Here is an 18,310-nt window from a genome sequence, read left to right as displayed (position 1 = left end):
TCGACGGTACGCGACCGCCCACCAGTGACTAAAGTCACTGGCAACGAACGCGCGCCCTCCGGGCGAAGACCCTTTGTTGGTGCATCGAGAGGTAGCCCGCCTGGATTCCCAGATCGGTGCATCGAGATGCACCCCTCGAGCACTCTGACTACAATCCGGTCCGTGAGGAAGCGGAAGAAGAAAAAAAGGGAGAAGGCGGTCCGGGGACAACGGTCGGCGTCCACGGCTGGGGCAATCCCCGCGGCAGGGATGATCGCGGCGGAACGCGCAGCGGGCACGGGGGACGGGGACGGTCTGCGCTGGTTGAGCGTGGTCGGGGCGCGGCAGAACAACCTGCGGAACATCACGGCGTCGATTCCGCTGGGGCGATTCGTCTGCGTAACGGGGGTGTCGGGCAGCGGGAAGAGCTCGCTGGTGAACGACATTCTGCGCGAGGCGCTCTCCCGCGAACTGAACGGGGCCACGACGGCCCAGCCCGGTGCGCACGAGCGAATCGAGGGGGACGAGCATCTCGACAAGATCATCGACATTGACCAGACGCCGATCGGACGGACGCCGCGATCGAACCCGGCGACGTACATCAAGGTGTTTGACGAGATCCGGGCATTGTACGCGAAGCTGCCGGACTCGCGGGTGCGGGGGTACAAGCCGGGGCGGTTCAGCTTCAACGTGCCCAGCGGGGCGGACGGCGGCGGGCGGTGCGAGGCGTGCGAGGGGAACGGCTCGAACCGGCTGTCGATGGACTTCCTGGCCGACGTGTGGGTGACGTGCCCGGTGTGCGAGGGCAGACGCTTCAACCGCGAGACGCTCCAGATTCTGTTCAAGGGCAAGAACATCGCGGACGTGCTGGACATGGACGTGCAGGAGGCGCTCCAGCATTTCGCCAACGTGCCGAAGATCGAGGCCATGCTGCACACGCTGCACGACGTGGGGCTGGACTACGTGAAGCTGGGGCAGTCGTCGACGACGCTCTCGGGTGGGGAGGCGCAACGGATCAAGCTGGCGCGGGAACTGGTGAAGCGGTCCACGGGAAGAACGCTGTACGTGCTCGACGAGCCGACGACGGGGTTGCACTTCGAGGATATTCGCAAGCTGCTGGCCGTGCTGCACGGGTTTGTTGATGCGGGAAATACCGTTTTGGTGATCGAGCACAACCTCGATGTGATCAAGACGGCCGACTGGATTATCGATCTCGGTCCGGAGGGCGGCGCGGGCGGCGGGCGGATCGTGGCGGAAGGCACGCCGGAGCAGGTGGCGAAGTCGAAGAAGTCGCATACGGGTGCGGCGCTGCGGGAGATGTTTGAAGACATGAGTTCGCGCAGGCTGAAGCCTGCGGCTCAGAAGATGCGCGGTGGGCCAGACTCCGTTGAAGACTCGCGCGGGCTGAAGCCCGCCGCTCAGAAGATTCGCGGCGATGCAATCACTGTCGTCGGGGCGAAGCAGCACAATCTGAAAGACATCACCGTGGAGATTCCACGCGGGAAGACGACGGTGTGCTGCGGGCCGAGTGGGAGCGGGAAGACCAGTCTGGCGGTGGACACACTCTATGCCGAAGGTCAGCGGCGCTATGTCGAGTCGCTGAGCGCGTACGCACGGCAGTTCCTCGGGCGGATGCAGCCGCCGAAGGTGGAACACGTTCATGGGCTCTCCCCCGCGATCTGCATCGAGCAGAAAACCGCGACCAAGTCGCCGCGTTCGACGGTGGGAACGATCACCGAAATCTACGACTACCTGCGGATTCTCTGGGCGCGGATCGGTATTCCACACTGCCCACGGTGCGAGAAACCCGTGGGCACGCAGACGGCCGACGAGATCGTGGAGCGTGTGCTGGGCCTGGGCGAAGGGACGAAGGTGCTGCTGCTCGCCCCGGTGGAACCCACGGGGCAGGAGACGTACGAGGCGTTGCTGCGCCGCGAGCGGGCCAACGGATATGCGCGGGCGCGCATCGACGGCGCGATACACGAGCTCGATCAGTCCATCGAGATCGATCGCCGTCGAAAGCATCGCGTGGAGCTGGTTATCGATCGGGTCGTCGTGCGGAAGAAGCAGGCATCGCGGCTGGCGGACAGCGTGGAGCAGGCTCTGGCCGTGGGTCAGGGCGTGATGATCGCCGGCGTACTCGAGTCCGACGATCGCGCGGGAGGCGAATTGCGGTTTTCGCAGCATCGATCGTGCCAAACCTGTGGCACCAGCTTCGAGGAACTGACGCCCCACCACTTCTCTTTCAATAATGCACTGGGATGGTGTGAGTCGTGCGAGGGGCTGGGGGTGCAGCAGGGAGCCAGCGCCTCGACGATTGTCGTGCATCCGACGCAGTCCATCGCCGCGGGAGCGATTGGTGCGTGGGGCGCGCTCACGCCGGGGACGAAGCTGCACGCGCTGGTCGGCGCGCTGGCCGATCATGCGGGCTTCGACCTGCACACGCCGTGGAACCGGATGGCGGAGAATCACCGGCTGGCCGTGCTGCACGGCACGGGTGATGCGTGGGTCAGCGTGCAGCCGCCCACCGAAGAAGGAAACAAGAGACGACGAGGTTCCGGTCGCACGGATGGTTCCGCTGCGGGCAACGGGAGTGCCGTTCGCTTTCGCTGGCGCGGGTTCTTCCCTGCGATTGCCCGAGCGACGCAGATCAGTTGGCAATATCGCAAGCGGCTGGAAGATTTCGTTACCGAGGTTCCGTGCGAAGCGTGTCGTGGAAGTCGACTTCGTCCCGATGCCGCGGCCGTTCGACTGGCGGAGCGCACGCTTCTGAACGTCTGCTCGATGTCGCTGGGCGAGGCACTCCGCTGGATCGAAGGACTTCGCCTCTCGGCGCGCGAGCGGCACGTTGCCGGCGAGCTCCTGCATGAGATCACGTCGCGGCTGCGCTTCCTGGTAGACGTTGGGCTCGAATACCTGTCGCTGCACCGCTCGGCCGCAACGCTGTCGGGTGGTGAGTCGCAGCGGATCCAGCTCGCCGCACAGATCGGCACGGGGCTCACCGGCGTGCTGTACGTACTTGACGAACCGACCATCGGACTTCATCCCCGCGACAACGCCCGGCTGGTTCGTGCGTTGGGCAGGCTCCGCGACCTGGGCAACACGCTGGTGCTGGTGGAGCACGACCGCGAGGTGATCGACTCGGCGGATCACGTGCTGGACTTCGGTCCCGGCGCCGGGACGTTCGGAGGAGAGATCACCGCGAATGGTTCGCCGAGAAAGTTGCGTCGCGATCGCAAGTCGCTGACCGGGGCGTACCTGTCGGCGCGGGAGTCGATCGCGGTTCCATCGAATCGGCGGGTGGTTCCGGCCGAGCCGCGAACGGACGTGGTGGCATTGGATGAAGCGGATACGGCAACGGCCGAATCCAAGGGCACCACATCGCGCAAGCGGAAGACGGGGAAGGGGAAACGTACGGCGGCGGGTGATGAAGCGGTGCAGTGGATTACCGTGCGCGGTGCCCGCGAGAACAATCTTCAGGAAATCGATGTTCCCTTCCCATTGGGGCGGTTCACTTGTGTGACCGGCGTCTCCGGCAGCGGCAAGAGCACGCTCGTTTCGGACATTCTCTACAATGCAGCGGCGGCGCGGATCCACCGCGCCCGACTGGTCCCCGGCGGGCACGAGGGAATCAGCGGGCTCGAGCACATCGACAAGGTGATCAACGTCGATCAATCGCCGATCGGAAACAGCCCGTCGAGCAACCCCGCCACTTACACGGGCGTTTTCGACCTGATCCGCGAACTCTTCGCGAAGCTGCCGGTCAGCCGCATTCGCGGGTATACACCCAACCGCTTCAGCTTCAATCGTCCCGGCGGGCGCTGCGAAGCGTGCGAGGGCATGGGGCAGAAATGCATCGAGATGCACTTCCTGCCCGACGTGTGGGTGGAGTGCGAAGTGTGTCGCGGGAAGCGCTACACGACGGAGACGCTGGAGGCGCAATATCGCGGGCGGAGCATCGCCGACGTCCTGGATATGCGCGTCAACGAGGCGCTGGAACTGTTCGAGAGCGTGCCGCGCCTGCGGCGGATGCTGCAAACGCTCGATGACGTTGGACTCGGGTACGTGCAACTCGGGCAGGCGGCGCCGACGCTTTCCGGCGGCGAGGCGCAACGCGTGAAACTGGCGGGTGAACTCGGACGGCCTTCGACCGGGAAGACGTTGTACATTCTCGATGAGCCCACGACGGGATTGCATTTCGACGACTTGAAGAAGCTGCTCCGCGTGCTGCACCGACTGGTCGATCTGGGCAACACGGTCATCTGCATCGAGCACAATCTTGACGTGATCAAGACGGCCGACTGGGTGATTGATCTCGGTCCGGAAGCGGGCGACGCCGGCGGCACGATCGTGGTCGCGGGAGCGCCGGAGCGGATCGCGGCGACGAAGGCGTCGCACACGGGCAAGGCGCTGGCACCGGTTCTCGAAGCCGGTCCGGTTGCGGCGCGGGAGATTTTCGATGCAAACCAACTGGCGGCGGAGTCGATGGACTCCGCGAGACCGCTCAATCTCGGCGACGACGTGCGTATGCCCTGGGATCGCGACGGGCGGACGTGGCACACGGCCGATCACGTCGATCACAAGGGCGAGCCGGTGCAGTGGGATCCGGCGCTGCTGGTCTGGCTCGTGGAGACGATGGAGTCAGTGGAGGGATTTGCGCCGACGGACTGGAACCATCGCACCCGAGTTGAGATCAAGGCGCCGGGCAGCGTACCCTGGTTCGCACATCTTCGCACCAGCGGACGCGACCTGATTGACATCACGATCCGAGTTCCGAATGACACGTTTACGGCATCGGACGTCAGCAAGCTGGGAATCAAGACGCTCGACGAGCGCCGCGACCTGCCCATCTACGGACAGTGGGACCGGGCGCGACTGCGGCGGGGGATCATCGGCTGGCAGGACGTGCGATTGTTTCTACGTGATTTCCAGGACGTGAACAGAAAGACAGTCGGAGCATTCCTGCGCCGCGCGGCCGGGGCGTATCTCTCGCACGTGCGCAAGCTCCGCGAAGACCCCGACGCCGGTCAGCCGTGGAAGACGGAGGGCATCAACTGGCATTTGTCGCAGAAGTCGATCAACCCCAAGACGCGTGCCAAGTGGCCGCCGTCGCTGCTAATGGCCCTCGTGGGGTGTTTCAAGGCGCTCGAGCGGACCTTGGTCTTCGATTGGAACAGCAAGGTCTCGGGTTCGTTCGCGCTGCCCAATGAATCCAAGCCGATCGGCAAACTTGTGACCAACATGGCCCGGGGGATTCGCGTCGAGCTGCGAGCGCCGGCGAAAGTGCTGACGCCGGTGCGGATCATGTCGCTGGGGGAGGATGCGGAGGTCAAGCGGAGTCCGGACTACGATCGCGTGACGTTCTGGGTGCGCTCGCTCAACCAGATCGACACGAAACAGCTTCTGGACGTGTGGCGCGTGTGCACCGCTCCGCGCGAGGACGAAAGGCTGCGCTCGGCATGACCCAGTTACTGGTGCCCAATCGCTTTCTGTTCGACTTCGAGTTCCCGCTGCGCTACCGGGCGAAGCTGCCGCGTGTCGACGGCGACGTGTCCGGCTGGAGCGACGCGGAGCTTCTGCCGCACTTCGGCGAGCTGGACGGAAAGGCCGAATTCGCCGAGGTTTGGGCCTGCTGGAACGAGACGGGCATGGCCGTGGCGTGTCGCGTGGAGGGGAAGAAGAAGCCGCTGCGCTGCGATCCGGCGACGTTCTGGAGCGGGGACAATCTGCGCATCTGCACGGACATGCGCGATGCCCGCTCCAACCGGCGGGCGACGCGCTACTGCCAGCAGTTCTACTTCCTGCCCACAGGTGGCGGATCGCGGGGCAAGGACCCAGCCGCGGGGAGTCATCGTATTCAGCGCGCCCGGGAGGACGCTCCGCCGGTCGCCGAGGGTGTCATCAGCGTGGCAGCGAAGACATCGAAGACCGGCTACACACTGGAGGGATTCATCCCGGCCGAGGCCCTGAGCGGGTTCGACCCTGTCGAGCATCCGCGTATCGGGTTCTACTACATCCTCGAAGATGGTGACTTCGGCCAGCAGTTCCTGACGGTGGGCGACGATCTCAACTGGTATGTGGACCCGTCGACGTGGGCGACAGGGGTGTTGAGTAGGTAGGCACCTGGCCCTTCGGCTTTTACCCGCTTACGGCTTCGGTGGTTCCGACTCTTCGCTGCGGTCTTTCTCGAGACCTGCCGTTGCCTTCGCGATCTCCCTGAATTTCCGCCCCTTCCAAGCGTTTCCGTGTGGCCCCCACCAGCGACCGAGATACTCCGCCAGCCAATGCGTGTAGACCGAAGTCGATCTGGCGCTCAGACGATCGCAATGGGCCAGGAATTCAGGCGATAATTCCGCGTCCCAAGGCGTCTGGATCAGTCTGCCGTATTCGTCTTTGTGAGCCTTGAGCCATTCCCAGGTCTCACGATCACGTTCCGGCGGCGCCTGAACTTGGATCGCAATCGGCTCTGTGAGATATTCAATGTACGGGTTCAGCCGGTCGACCTGTTGTACGGCTCTCCCCTGAATCCAATAGGTTCCGGGTTCCTCCGTGTAAAAAGCGCCCTCGGAGGTATAGAGCATTACGAGTTCAAGTGTAGCGCTTTGTCCGGAAACGAATGTAGCAGGCCCGACCTCATAGATGACCCTCCGCAAGCCCGACCAATGCTCGAGCTTTTGCGGATCAGTACCGAATCGAAGATCGGCGACCGATATCATCCGCTGATCGACCGTGGGCGCGTTGTGGTAAATCAGCTTGATCGGGGCGCTGCTCGAATTCGTCACCGTAGCCGTGACGAAAACCGGCTCGCCAAGATAGTAGACCGATTTGTTGGGTTTGATCTCAATCGTCACGTCGCCCGCGAGAGAGGTCTGAACACCCAGGAAAAGGAGAACAGCCCAACTCGCTTGCGGCAGTGACATCAGTGTATCCCCTTCTCTCCCAGCCAGCGTTCGGCGTCGATGGCGGCCTTGCAGCCCATGCCGGCGGCGGTGACGGCCTGGCGGTAGACGCTGTCGGCCACGTCGCCGGCGGCGAACACGCCCTCGACGCTGGTCGTTGTCCGGTAGGTGTCCTTCAATTTGACGTATCCCTTGGCGTCGAGTTCCAACTGCCCCTCGAGAAACGCGGTGGCGGGGGTGTGTCCGATGGCCATGAAAAGCCCGCCAACGGGCAGGTCGGACTTATCGCCGGATTCGGTGTCTTGCAGACGGACGGCGCTGATCTTCTCGTCGCCGAGTACGTCGGCCACGGTCTTGTTCCACAGGACCTCGATCTTGGCGTTGTCCAGGGCACGCTGGGCCATGATCTTCGACGCGCGCAGTTTGTCGCGGCGGTGGATCATGTAGACCTTGGAGGCGAACTTGGTGAGGTAGGTCGCCTCCTCCACGGCCGAATCCCCCCCGCCGACCACGGCCAGCTCCTTGTTGCGGAAGATGGGCAAAGCGCCGTCGCACACCGCACAGGCGCTGACGCCCCCGCCGGATCGCGCCAGGCGCTGCTCGTTCTCCAGCCCGAGCCAGTTGGCGGTCGCCCCCGTGGCGATGATGAGGGCATGCGCCTGGTACTCGATGTCGTCCTCGCCGATGACGACGAACGGTCGCTTGGACAGGTCCACGCGCTGGCAGTCGTGGTAGGAGTAGCTGTGGCCGTCGTCGGGGTTGGAGACGTCGGGACTCAGGCCGTTGTCGGTGACGATGCGCGTGCCGAATCGGGCGGCCTGCTGCTCGAAGTAGGCCATCATCTTCGGGCCGGTGACGCCCTCGGGGAAACCGGGGTAGTTCTCGACCTCGGTGGTCATCATGAGCTGCCCGCCGGGGAGGACGGTGGAGGGCACGGTCTTGGGTCGCCCGGCGAAGACCAGAGGGTTGAGGTTAGCTCGCGCTGCGTAGATCGCCGCGGTCCACCCGGCCGGTCCCGATCCGATGATGATGACGTTCTCGACGTTCTTGACGGTCATTTTCGGTGTCCACTCCCCTGCTGCATGACGGTCGTTTCAGGCCGTTTTCTGAGCCCGGTGACAAACGGGACATGATAGTGGACACGGCGGAAGGCGTCCAAGAACGGGGGCGGCTGCGACGTTTGACCACATGGCGGGTGTAGGCGTACTCTCCGCCCAGTAATGAGGAGAGTCCGGGATGACAATCGTCGCCCAATGAACCCATCCGCTGCCGAGCCGAGGCCCTGTTGATGCATCCGCTCACGTTCGAATTCGCCCCATCCGGCGCCAAAGGGAAAGCGGACATTGCCGCGCTGGCGATGATCTCGCTTGTGCTGGCCGGCGCGATTGGAGGGTGCGCAAGTCCGGGGGCGGGAATCCGCGGGGACCTTGCCGTTTATGCGTGGAGTGGCGAAGGGCTTGAAGGTCGCCGATTGACGTCAGGAAACGTCGAGATCACCAGCACCTTGCGCGACGAGGACTTCGAGCGCGGTTTGGCGGAGGTGGCCGAGGCGGCGCACGCGGCGTTCGTCCGATTCCTTCCGCCTCGATCGGCCACGGCACCTCCGCTGCGGTTCATGGTCTTCTCGGACCGGGAGCAATGGGCGCGATTCATGGCGGAGCGCTTTCCGCATCAGGCGGCCGTCCACGCGCGCATCCGCACCGGCGGCGTGACCGTCGGGGATGCGTCCTACCTGTTCTTTCGGAATCGCAGCACGACGCTGGCGACACTGGTTCACGAAGGCTGGCATCAGTACGTCGCGACGCGATTCGACGTCGCCCTGCCCGCGTGGCTGGAGGAGGGATTGGCGTGTACGTTCGAGTCGATTGACGTGACCGGAGCCGAGCCGCGAATCCTGCCCGAAGACAACGCGTGGCGGGCGGGGACGCTTCGCGAGATTCTGAGTCGCGATCAGGTCCTTCCATTGACCGATCTGCTCCGGCTTGACGCGGCTACGGCGCTGCTGGACGCGGACGCGTCGGCCGTTCAGCGTTACTACGCGCAGGTCTGGGCGCTGGTGGTGTTTCTGCAAGATGGGCCGGACGCGGCGCTGCGGGCGCGGTTCCACGCCTTGATCGACGACATTGCGAGCGGCGAATTCTCTGCGAAGCTCTCGGCCGCGCGGGTCACGGACGCGGGACTGACGGAACGGCCTTATGGAGAACAGGTACTTCGTGTGTACTTCGGCGCTCCGCCAGAGAACTTGGACGCCGCGTATCGCGCCTATCTGATCCAACTCGCACACCTGCAGCGCGTGCCGTCTCCTACGGCACGCGAAGAGCCCCGATGACCCTGAGCCCGCGATGAATCCGGAAGACTACCGCTATCACGTGGAGAAGCTCCCCAACGGCCTGCGGCTGGCGTGGCTCAATGTGCCGCATGCCCGGACGGTTCACTTGACGGCCATCGTCCGCGGCGGCTGCCTCTACGAGACAAAGGAGAACAACGGCGTCAGCCACCTGCTCGAGCACCTGCACATGGCGACATCGAAAAAGTACCCGACGCGGAAGGCGATGACGGAGGCGATCGGGCGGATGGGCCATGCCAATGCGATGACAACGCCGGAGAACATTCATTTTGAACTCGGCACGGTACATGAGCGACTCGAGATTGCGACGGAGCTGATAGCTGAAATTCTCATACGCCGGCAGTTCGCATGCGATGACATTGAACTCGAGAAGGCGCTGATCGTTGATGAGATTCGATCGGCAGGCCACGAATGGTCCGGAGACCCGATGACAAGGTTCCTCTTTGAGACGAGCGGCTCATTGGCCTCGAGCGGAGGAACGCGTCGTTCCTTGGAGAGATTGGACAGCCAGAGGATCACTGATTTTGATACCGCGGCGTTCCGCCCGGAAAACATTGTCGTGGGCGCGGCCGGAAAACTTGATGCCGTATCGGTCCAGCGCGTCACAAGCGTGCTTTCGAAGTGGAATGTCGATGGTATAGAACGATTGGCTCCCAACAGTCAGACATTGCGCCGTCTGCCTGCCGTAGGGAGCATCCCAAGCATAGCGGGTTCCAACGGAGTCTTCATTGGGTTCGTCATAAGCGACGCCCCCCGCGGGGCCGATTGGGTCTCGATGGGTTATCTCGACACAGGATTGTTCTCGCCTCCCTCGAGACTGTTTGAAGAATTGCGATATGGGAAAGCGAATGTCTACAACGTAGGCTGTAATCTCACGAGAATCGTCGCGGGAAACCTGCTCTTTGTTCAAGCTGATGCTCGACCCAGAGAACGTCGCGTCGTTGCAGACGAGGTCTTGGGGACCCTGAGGCAAATCAAGGAGAACGGGATTGACGGACATTGGTTCGAAGCGATGCGTGACCAAGCCCAATACTGGCTATTCTCGGTGATAAACGACGCCGGCTGGCTCTCCGGCCGAATTGCACAGGCTGAATTCTACTTCTCCGACGGGCGTGGCGAGGACCTTGTCGAGGAAGTCGACGCCGTTCTCAACCTCACCCGCGACCAATTCCAGGATTTCGCCCGGCGGCTTTTTCGCCCCGAGAATTGCTTCATTCTACTTGGGTCAAAGAGCTGGCGGTGTGCTCCCCGGCATTTCCGTGGTATGATCGAGAAATACCTGGGCTGATTGCCATGTACACGGTCATCATCGAATCCACCTTCTGTGCCATCCACCGCGTGCGTATGCCCGACGGCACGCTCGAGCCGCCTCACGGGCACGACTTCCGCGTTCGCGCCTATCTCTCCGGCGAGATGCTCGACGAGAACGACATGGTCGTGGACTTCCACGCGGCGCAGGTCGCCATGCACGAGATCCTCGCCCCGCTCCAGCACACGGACCTCAACGAACATCCCGCGTTTGCCTCGGGCTACCCCACGGCCGAGCGGATTGCCCGCCACGTCTTCGACGCCCTCGTGGCGGCGGGGTTCCGCGGTGTAACACGCGTGGAACTGACCGAGGCGCCGGGCTGCGTGGCGGTTTACGAGGCCTAAGGCCCTGCCGCAATTCAGACCGGGATCAGGAAAGCAGACATTCGGTCTGCCGTCACCATTCGAAACGTGCGTCCCTGCTGAAGTTCCGCAACGTGAACAGGTTACAAAGCACCTGCGGCCGGCGAATCGCGGCGATTCCGCGGCTTCAGCGAATCGCTTCGAATTGACGATGATTATGCGGAAATCTAGAATCGGCTAGGCAGGCGATGATCGCGCCTGCGGGGTAATGCATCATGCAGCAGCTCTGTCAACGCTGTAAGCAGGCCAAGGCCACGGTGCTCATCACCGACGTGCCGGAGAAGAAGGTCCGGCATCTCTGTGAGCAGTGCGCCCAGCAGGAGGGCGTCATCGTCAAGCAGTCGCCGCAGACGACGAGCCAGATTCTCCAGGAGTTCATCAAGCACAAGACGGGCCTCGGGGCGGCCGACGACCGCACGTGTCCCAATTGCGGGATCACCTTTCGCGAATTTCGCATGAAGGGACTGCTGGGCTGCCCGCATGATTACGACATCTTCCGGGCGCAGCTCATGCCGCTCATCGAGCGGGCGCATCAGGGCGGAACGCATCACGTCGGCAAGGTGCCGCCCACGGCGGACGAATCGACCCACCGGCTCGCGGGCGTCCTCCGGCTTCGCCGCGAACTCCAGGACGCGATTGAGGCGGAGGATTACGAGAACGCCGCGCGGCTTCGGGACAAGATCCAGGCCCTGGAAACTTCCGACCCTTCACAGCAATGACACTCGACGACCTCATCAACGCCAGGGGGGCGTGGCTGCGGGGCGAAGGCCCGGAAACGGACATTGTCATCTCTTCGCGCATCCGGCTGGCGCGGAACCTGGCCGACTTCAGCTTCCTCGGCACGGCCGACTCCGGCGAGCGCACGGAGGTGTACCGTGTCATCACCGACGAATTGAGCAGTCTCGCCGGCGAGCGCGACTCGCTGCTGGTCGACGTGAACCAGGCCGATGAGATCGACCGCCAATTCCTCATAGAGCGGCACCTCATCAGCCGGCACCAGGCGGCGGCGGAAGGCAGCCGCGGCGTCAGCATCTCCGACGGTGAAACCAGGGCGGTCATGATCAACGAAGAGGACCACCTGCGGATCCAGGGTCTGCGCAGCGGGCTGCAACTCGACAGCATCTGGGAGGAGCTCAATTCGCTGGACGACGCCCTGGGCCAGCGCGTGCCATTCGCATTCGATAAGCAGCTTGGTTACCTCACGGCCTGTCCCACCAATGTCGGTACGGGCATCCGCGTTTCGGTCATGGTCCACCTGCCCGCGTTGCGTTGGACGAAGGACATCGAGCGTGTGGAGCAGGCCGCCAAAGACATGCGGCTGGCGGTGCGGGGTCTATATGGAGAAGGCACCGAAGCCGTGGGAGACCTCTTCCAGATTTCCAACCAGGTCACATTGGGGCAGACGGAGGAAGAAATCATCAAGGCTTTCGCCGAGTCGATTATTCCGCGCATTTGCCAGTATGAGCGGGCGGCACGCGAGGCGATCGTCCGCCACGGCCCCGCACAACTGGACGACCGCATCTGGAGGGCTTACGGCATCCTGAAGAACGCCCGCTATATTTCCAGCAACGAGACCCAAAGCCTGCTCTCACCGCTGCGCATGGGGATCCACCTGGGACGTTTCACGGAATTCGATATCAAGACCTTAAATGAACTGTTCCTGAATACGCAGACCGCACACCTCCAGAAGCTGCACGGCCGCTCCCTGGGTGACGACGAGCGCGCCATCGCTCGCGCCAACTACATCCGCGAACACATCGTGTAATACCCTGTTACCGCCGGTTCCGCCGAACGTACCGCGAAGCGAAGCCTCCTGCTATTCTAAGCGAGCGGGACACAGGGAGCCCGGACAGGACACCGGTTGCCTGATGAATGAAGGGGTCGAAACCAATGCCGAACCTGCTTGATCCGCTCACACTGCGCGGTGTGACCATGCGTAACCGCATCGGTGTTTCGCCGATGTGCCAGTACAGCTCGGAGAATGGCAGAGCCACCGACTGGCATCTCGTGCACCTCGGATCGCGCGCGATAGGCGGAGCCGGACTGATCATCTGCGAAGCGACGGCCGTGGAACCGCGAGGACGCATTTCTCCGGGTGACGCCGGCCTGTGGTCCGACGAGCAGATTGAGCCGCTGGCGCGAATCAACCGCTTCATCCTCGAACACGGCGCGATCCCCGCCATTCAGCTCGCACACGCGGGTCGAAAGGCGAGCACGGCCGTACCGTGGGAGGGCGACGGCGTGCTGACAGAATCTCAAGGCGGCTGGGAATGTGTCGGGCCGAGCCCCATCCCGTTCTACGACGGCGATCCCCGACCGCGGGAGCTTACGATCGACGAAATCAGGAAGATCCAATCGGCGTTCGTCTCGGCAACGGAAAGAGCGCTTCTCGCGGATTACCGCCTGCTCGAAATTCACGGCGCCCACGGCTACCTGATCCACAGCTTCCATTCGCCGCTGTCCAACGTTCGCACTGACGAATACGGCGGCAGCCTCGAGAATCGAATCCGGTTTACGATGGAGACCGTGCGTCTTGTTCGACGAGCCTGGCCGGAGGATCGGCCTCTCGCCGTGCGACTCTCCTGTACGGACTGGTTTGAGGGCGGGTGGACACTGGAAGAATCCGTCGAGCTGGCCAGGAGGCTCAAGGCGGAAGGCGTTGACCTGATCGACTGCAGCTCCGGCGCGGGAACGCCCAAGGCCCGCATCCCGGCGGGAGCGAGCTACCAGGTGCCGTTCGCCGAGGCCATTCGCCGCCAGGCAGAGATTCCGACTGCGGCCGTCGGCCTGATCACCGACCCCATGCAGGCCGATGAGGTAATACGCAACGGCCGCGCCGACATCGTTCTGCTCGCCCGCGAGATGCTTCGCGATCCGTACTGGCCGTGGCATGCCGCCCACACGCTGCGCAAGGCGGACAAAGTACCCATGCCGGTTCAATATGCGCGGGCATGTAGGTAATTCGAGCGGGCAATACCGTTCACACCGCGTCCGATTGCAAATAGGTCATTCAGCGGCCGGGTAGGTGAATGTCTGCACCATCATCTGCTTTCCGCCGGTCGTCGCAATTGAATGCGCGTCCGTCTCGCGGTAACCCAATTGCTCGGCCATTTGCTTCAGCGCTTCCGGTGGCACGAGCCGCATGATCGAATCGAGCGCCTCCAGGCTCTTGAAAGGCGAGGGCGTGACCTCGGGAATGTCGTCGTTGGGTAGTTGCAGGACGGTCACAAGCACGCCCCCCGGCCGGAGCATGACGCGGATCCGGTCCAGCACCTCGCGCGGCTCCACATATTCGAACAGCAGTCCGGCGAAGACGAGTTCCACTGGCGCAATCGGCCATGCGTCGACCTGAACGTTAAGGGCGTACAGCTCCAGTCCGGGCAGGCGAGCCCCAAAGCGACTCTGTGTGTGTGCAATATAGTCGGGATTGATGTCGACGCCCACGATGCGCCGTGTGACATTCGGATCGATGTACTCGAAGCCGTTACCGCCGGCGCAGCCCAGCACCGCAACGGATGCCGGCGCGAACCGGCGTAGCACGGATTCGAATACTCCACTCAATAGTGTGGACTGGCCGACCTCGGGCAGGGCCATGTGGCCTTCGTAATCGGCCAAAGGAATGGACAGCCAGGGGTTGTTCACGGCAGAACGGGTTCAAGGGTGTCATCTAACACAACAATGAGGCCGCCTCGGTCGCATTGGCTGGTGAGCAGAGCGTATCGGCGCCACCTCGATCTTACAGGCGCCTCCCACACTCCTGACAGAACTTCGAGTCCTCTTCATTCAACTTTGCACAATCCGGGCATTTGATCATGACGACCTTCTGCGGCCCGAGATCGATTCGCACCTCCTCTAAACCGTCCTTCACCATGCCGCCAGCCATGCGGCTGTAGGGTTCCAAGTCTTCTCGCGCCTTTTGCGGATCCAGAACGAGACCGGAGCCGGCCAGGCCAGCAGCGCCGACGGCGCGGACAACCGCCCCCACGAATACCAAGCCCATGCCGCCAAATGCCCTGATGAACATGGATCCTCCGCGCGCGCCGAAGCCTGAGGAGTCACCCAAATGCATGGCAGCGGAGACAAACGTGGACAAGAAGAGCAGTATCCCGAGGACCATCAGACCGATCCCGGTGTAGTAGACGTTTCGCCGCGCTTTGGAGATTTGCCGAGCCATCGCAGTCACCACTCTGTGCGATTCGCATGTCGAATGAGATGGGCCATCGGGGTCACGCCGTTTCAGTGGAATGCTACCTTCCGGACATCGCACCTGTCCAGGCCGTTGGTTGCACCCGGGATCATCCTGGCAGTTCTCTTCAGGTCGGCGTTCAACCACACATGTCGGTCGGATTCCAAGAATCCCTGCCAAGCGGCCCGGAAATGGTAGCCACGCGGGGAGCCGTTTCTCAGTGTTCAACATGCGCCGGCGAATGCGACCATCTTCGGAGATACGACGAGTTCCCGGGATCGCAACCCGCCCGAATTCGGCCGCTGGCTCGGCATGAAGCGCCTATCCTTGCCCGGGTGAGCGCGGCTCCCACAGCTCGAAACGGTTACCCTCCGGGTCGGTCGCCCAGCCGAACCGGCCGAATTCGTAGTCCTCGACTTTGTCGTCCACCTGAACCCCGGCGGCTCGAAGTTGGGCCAACATGGCATCGAGGTTTCGTACGCGATAATTGACCATGAAAGGCGCCGGACCCGGACCGAAGTAAGATGTGTCAGCAGGGAACGCAGACCAGACGGCCTGCTCCCCGGCCGCGGTGGAAGCGAATGCCCCGTAGGTCTGCTGCGGTTCGACAGGCACGCCCAGGTGTTCACGATACCAGGCGGCGAGCGCCTTCGGATCGCGGGCTTTGAAGAATACGCCGCCGATTCCGAGCACCTGCTCCATTTGGTTCCCTTTCCGTACGCCTCGCCTGTTCTGCCATTCTTCCGCCTCTGGGAAGGAGTGAAGTCCGGAGCATTCAGGTCTCGCGCTTGTCCAGCCCGTTGATCAGGCCCGAGATCATCTTGGCGATGGTCTCAAGTCGCTCTCGCAGGCCGAGGGCTGCTCGCTCCAGGACAAGTCCCCGGCGGCGCGCGATCTCCCGCAAAGGAATGCACTCCTGTGCCGATCCACGCGCGATCGTGAAGATGTTTCGCCGGTCGGGCTTGGTGAAGCGCCCGTTTCCTTCGGCGAGGTTTGCTGCGATCGAAAGCGCGGCACCATTCAACTAATCGACGAGGGAGCCGTAACCGCGGGGGAAGCCTTCGGTCAGGGCTGCAATCTCATCGGCAAAGTCCACGGCCTTCTGGTAGACGTCGAGCTTCTCAAACATGAACGCCATTGGACGTTCAATCGCTTCCGCGCGAGCAGGTGATCTGTTGAACAGGAGACCGCAAGTGAGCGATCCAAAGCACCGGAACCCGGGTCGCGTCCCGGAGAGTTTCTTCCCTCTCCTGTTCTGATGTTCTTGCGCTCACCTGCTCTATTGCCGCTTCGCGGCAATCGGGGCGACAGGATTTGAACCTGCGACCTCAGCGTCCCGAACGCTGCGCTCTAGCCAGGCTGAGCTACGCCCCGAAGAGGAACCACCCAGCCTAATCGGGCCCTTCCCGCCCGTCAACTCACAGGCGGGAACGACCGGGCCCGGTCCCGTTCCATCCGGGCCCTGCTCGCGATTCTCGGACGCGGACATCCCCCGCCCGCTTCCGACGCGACATCCCCCTACCGGAAACAAAATGCCCCGCCGCAGCGTCTATTGCCGCGACGGGGCGTTCGGAGCCCGCTTCTGTCTCATGCTACCACGTGTACTTGACCGTGTACGTGATCACCGCCTCGCCGTCCTTCTCCACCGTGACCGGGAAGTGAATCGTCCGCGAGTCGATCTTCTCGTAGTCGTGCGACTTCTCCGTAATCTGCCAGGTCATCCATCGGTAGAGGTTCTCCTTCACGATCACCTTCACCGGCGTGTCCTTGTGATTGCGGATCTTGATTTCAATCGATTCCGTCATGGTGTTGCGACGCGTGTCCAGCTCGAAGTTGGTCTGGCGACGCTCGCCGACAACATCGAAAGCGCTGCCCAACTTGATGAGCACCGGCTCATCCTTGGGGGTGTGGTCGATGGTGTCCTCGCCGATGAATTCCAAAGAGTCGTCGGCCGGGTCGCGCTGGCTCACGCGAATCCGCCCCGAGGGCAGCGGCATGCCCATGCCCGCCTTCTCCTCGTTCTTGAAGCGGAGGTAGATGTCGACCTTTTTGTTGGACTCCACGCCGAAGTTGCGGTCCGTCATGGGGCTGCCGTAGTAGGGGTAGAATCCCCCGAGGCCGTAGTACACCAGGACCTTCTCGGCAGGCACATTTCGCGCCGTGGGAAAGAGCTCGATCTGCTTGGTGGAACTGTCCGGAAGTGTGGCCGGCCGGCCCAGCGTGTAAAGGTGATACTCGAAGAATGACTTCTCCTCGAACCCGGCGGCTTCTTCCATGTCCATCGCGGCCATCCGCCGCATCTTCGCCGCCATGGGGTAGGCCGTGCCTTGCGGCTGGGCACGATGCACATCGCCGGCAATCAGCTTCAGCCTGGCATCGCCGTATGTTGCTCCGGATTGATTGATGATGCTCACCCAGGCACCGACATCGAGCAACCCACTGTTGGCGTCCTTGCCCGGTGTGAAGACCAGGTTGTAGTCGGCCCACCACGTGATGGCCTTCGTCTCGTAGCTTACGCGCATGCGCTGCTGACCGGTTTTTTCGGCTACGACATCCCACACCAAAGTGGGGCGCGTGATCAGGCCACCGGGGAGATCGGGGAACTGCACGTTGGAGTAGCCGTTGATTACCTTGACCTGCCCGTCCTTGTCCTGGAGGACAAGCCCGCCCGACGTGCTCAGGAGCTTGCCCGTGAAGGTGCTGATCCGATCTCCCTGCGCCTGCTCAACGACGATCTCCTTGTCCAGGAAGCGCTCCATCAGCTTGGCCGTGCTTACCAAGTCGAACTCGAAATTCTGATCGAGGACATTCGTCCCCGTCGGGTCGGTCAACGACTCGAAGCGCACCGTGGTGGGATCGATCTGCGATGCGACATCGACGAACCGCACCGTGCTTCGCCGCTGGGGCAGTTCGATGTCCCGCTCCTGGCGGACGATGGCGAAACCGGGAATGGACTGGGAATAATTCACCCGGCTGTACTCCGGACGCATGCCCGGCTGATAGAGTTCGGGCGGGACGGCGCCCGGACGGGCAGTGCTGTAGATCGTCAGGGCGGTGCCCTGCTCAGCCGCGCTGGTCGCTGCGCCGCAGATCGAAAGACCCAACGTAGCGCAAAGCAGAGGCAGTACTCGAATACGGGGAACCATGGCCATCTCCTTTTCGTTGAACGTAAGTGTGTCTCATAGCTTGCAGCGCGCAGCGCAAGCGGGCAAGTCCGATCGATCCTCG

Annotated in this window: 14 protein-coding genes, 1 tRNA gene and 1 pseudogene; 8 read left to right on the top strand and 8 right to left on the bottom strand. The window is 62.9% G+C overall.

Features of this window, described 5'->3' with window-relative positions:
• Nucleotides 1-162 precede the first annotated feature (162 nt).
• Both J5J06_18780 and J5J06_18775 read left to right on the top strand, forming a co-directional pair.
• Nucleotides 163-5,442: an ATP-binding cassette domain-containing protein gene (locus tag J5J06_18780; GenBank protein MCO6439140.1), complete on the top strand. Its 5,280-nt coding sequence runs from the start codon at nt 163-165 to the stop codon at nt 5,440-5,442.
• Nucleotides 5,439-6,098, top strand: coding sequence for a hypothetical protein (locus tag J5J06_18775; protein ID MCO6439139.1), 660 nt, complete (start codon nt 5,439-5,441; stop codon nt 6,096-6,098). The genes J5J06_18780 and J5J06_18775 overlap by 4 nt, the downstream gene beginning before the upstream one ends.
• Before the next feature lie 27 nt (nt 6,099-6,125).
• Here the strand turns inward: J5J06_18775 and J5J06_18770 are convergent, their stop codons facing one another.
• Complete coding sequence (locus J5J06_18770; GenBank protein ID MCO6439138.1) at nt 6,126-6,899, bottom strand: hypothetical protein; 774 nt, start codon at nt 6,897-6,899, stop codon at nt 6,126-6,128.
• Complete coding sequence (gene trxB / locus J5J06_18765) at nt 6,899-7,936, bottom strand: thioredoxin-disulfide reductase (protein ID MCO6439137.1); 1,038 nt, start codon at nt 7,934-7,936, stop codon at nt 6,899-6,901. Before trxB ends, J5J06_18770 begins: the two co-directional genes overlap by 1 nt.
• Before the next feature lie 230 nt (nt 7,937-8,166).
• Here trxB and J5J06_18760 point away from each other — a divergent pair, with 230 nt between their 5' ends.
• The 6 genes from J5J06_18760 (at nt 8,167) to J5J06_18735 (ending at nt 13,857) form a co-directional block, all read left to right on the top strand.
• Nucleotides 8,167-9,207: a DUF1570 domain-containing protein gene (locus J5J06_18760; GenBank protein ID MCO6439136.1), complete on the top strand. Its 1,041-nt coding sequence runs from the start codon at nt 8,167-8,169 to the stop codon at nt 9,205-9,207.
• Nucleotides 9,208-9,220: 13 nt separating this feature from the next.
• A complete protein-coding gene (locus J5J06_18755; protein ID MCO6439135.1) occupies nt 9,221-10,513 on the top strand; it encodes an insulinase family protein in 1,293 nt (430 codons plus the stop codon).
• A gap of 5 nt (nt 10,514-10,518) precedes the next feature.
• On the top strand, nt 10,519-10,878 hold the full coding sequence (locus J5J06_18750) for a 6-carboxytetrahydropterin synthase (protein ID MCO6439134.1): 360 nt from the start codon (nt 10,519-10,521) through the stop codon (nt 10,876-10,878).
• A 233-nt stretch (nt 10,879-11,111) separates the two neighbouring features.
• The gene (locus tag J5J06_18745) at nt 11,112-11,615 is read left to right on the top strand and encodes a UvrB/UvrC motif-containing protein (GenBank protein MCO6439133.1); all 504 of its coding nucleotides are present in this window, start codon (nt 11,112-11,114) and stop codon (nt 11,613-11,615) included.
• Complete coding sequence (locus tag J5J06_18740) at nt 11,612-12,661, top strand: protein arginine kinase (protein ID MCO6439132.1); 1,050 nt, start codon at nt 11,612-11,614, stop codon at nt 12,659-12,661. The genes J5J06_18745 and J5J06_18740 overlap by 4 nt, the downstream gene beginning before the upstream one ends.
• Nucleotides 12,662-12,786: 125 nt before the next feature.
• Nucleotides 12,787-13,857 carry an NADH:flavin oxidoreductase/NADH oxidase gene (locus J5J06_18735; GenBank protein MCO6439131.1) on the top strand — a complete coding sequence of 357 codons (1,071 nt, stop codon included), beginning with the start codon at nt 12,787-12,789 and terminating at the stop codon, nt 13,855-13,857.
• A gap of 45 nt (nt 13,858-13,902) precedes the next feature.
• Here J5J06_18735 and J5J06_18730 read toward each other — a convergent pair whose 3' ends face one another.
• From J5J06_18730 to J5J06_18705, 6 genes and pseudogenes are all read right to left on the bottom strand, one after another.
• Nucleotides 13,903-14,538, bottom strand: coding sequence for a class I SAM-dependent methyltransferase (locus J5J06_18730; protein ID MCO6439130.1), 636 nt, complete (start codon nt 14,536-14,538; stop codon nt 13,903-13,905).
• 94 nt (nt 14,539-14,632) lie between these two features.
• Nucleotides 14,633-15,070: a zinc ribbon domain-containing protein gene (locus J5J06_18725; protein ID MCO6439129.1), complete on the bottom strand. Its 438-nt coding sequence runs from the start codon at nt 15,068-15,070 to the stop codon at nt 14,633-14,635.
• 333 nt (nt 15,071-15,403) lie between these two features.
• Nucleotides 15,404-15,784 (bottom strand): VOC family protein, encoded by a 381-nt coding sequence (locus tag J5J06_18720; protein MCO6439128.1) that lies wholly within the window; start codon nt 15,782-15,784, stop codon nt 15,404-15,406.
• A gap of 73 nt (nt 15,785-15,857) precedes the next feature.
• Nucleotides 15,858-16,220, bottom strand: a pseudogene (locus tag J5J06_18715) (four helix bundle protein).
• A 161-nt stretch (nt 16,221-16,381) separates the two neighbouring features.
• Nucleotides 16,382-16,456: transfer RNA gene (locus J5J06_18710), tRNA-Pro, on the bottom strand.
• A 218-nt stretch (nt 16,457-16,674) separates the two neighbouring features.
• Nucleotides 16,675-18,234, bottom strand: a complete 1,560-nt coding sequence (locus J5J06_18705) for a DUF4139 domain-containing protein (protein MCO6439127.1) — start codon at nt 18,232-18,234, stop codon at nt 16,675-16,677.
• Between the last annotated feature and the right edge of the window lie 76 nt (nt 18,235-18,310).

This window comes from Phycisphaerae bacterium, from assembly GCA_024102815.1.
Taxonomy (GTDB): Bacteria; Planctomycetota; Phycisphaerae; order UBA1845; family UBA1845; genus JAGFJJ01.
The sequence above is the reverse complement of the archived record's forward strand: the minus strand, read 5'-3'. Positions and strand labels throughout refer to the sequence as shown.

Coding starts and splice junctions, on each gene's coding strand:
- J5J06_18775 (MCO6439139.1), top strand. CDS start 5,439: ATGACCCAGTTACTGGTGCCCAATCGCTTTCTGTTCGACTTCGAGTTC.
- J5J06_18770 (MCO6439138.1), bottom strand. CDS start 6,899: ATGTCACTGCCGCAAGCGAGTTGGGCTGTTCTCCTTTTCCTGGGTGTT.
- trxB (MCO6439137.1), bottom strand. CDS start 7,936: ATGACCGTCAAGAACGTCGAGAACGTCATCATCATCGGATCGGGACCG.
- J5J06_18760 (MCO6439136.1), top strand. CDS start 8,167: ATGCATCCGCTCACGTTCGAATTCGCCCCATCCGGCGCCAAAGGGAAA.
- J5J06_18755 (MCO6439135.1), top strand. CDS start 9,221: ATGAATCCGGAAGACTACCGCTATCACGTGGAGAAGCTCCCCAACGGC.
- J5J06_18750 (MCO6439134.1), top strand. CDS start 10,519: ATGTACACGGTCATCATCGAATCCACCTTCTGTGCCATCCACCGCGTG.
- J5J06_18745 (MCO6439133.1), top strand. CDS start 11,112: ATGCAGCAGCTCTGTCAACGCTGTAAGCAGGCCAAGGCCACGGTGCTC.
- J5J06_18740 (MCO6439132.1), top strand. CDS start 11,612: ATGACACTCGACGACCTCATCAACGCCAGGGGGGCGTGGCTGCGGGGC.
- J5J06_18735 (MCO6439131.1), top strand. CDS start 12,787: ATGCCGAACCTGCTTGATCCGCTCACACTGCGCGGTGTGACCATGCGT.
- J5J06_18725 (MCO6439129.1), bottom strand. CDS start 15,070: ATGGCTCGGCAAATCTCCAAAGCGCGGCGAAACGTCTACTACACCGGG.
- J5J06_18720 (MCO6439128.1), bottom strand. CDS start 15,784: ATGGAGCAGGTGCTCGGAATCGGCGGCGTATTCTTCAAAGCCCGCGAT.
- J5J06_18705 (MCO6439127.1), bottom strand. CDS start 18,234: ATGGCCATGGTTCCCCGTATTCGAGTACTGCCTCTGCTTTGCGCTACG.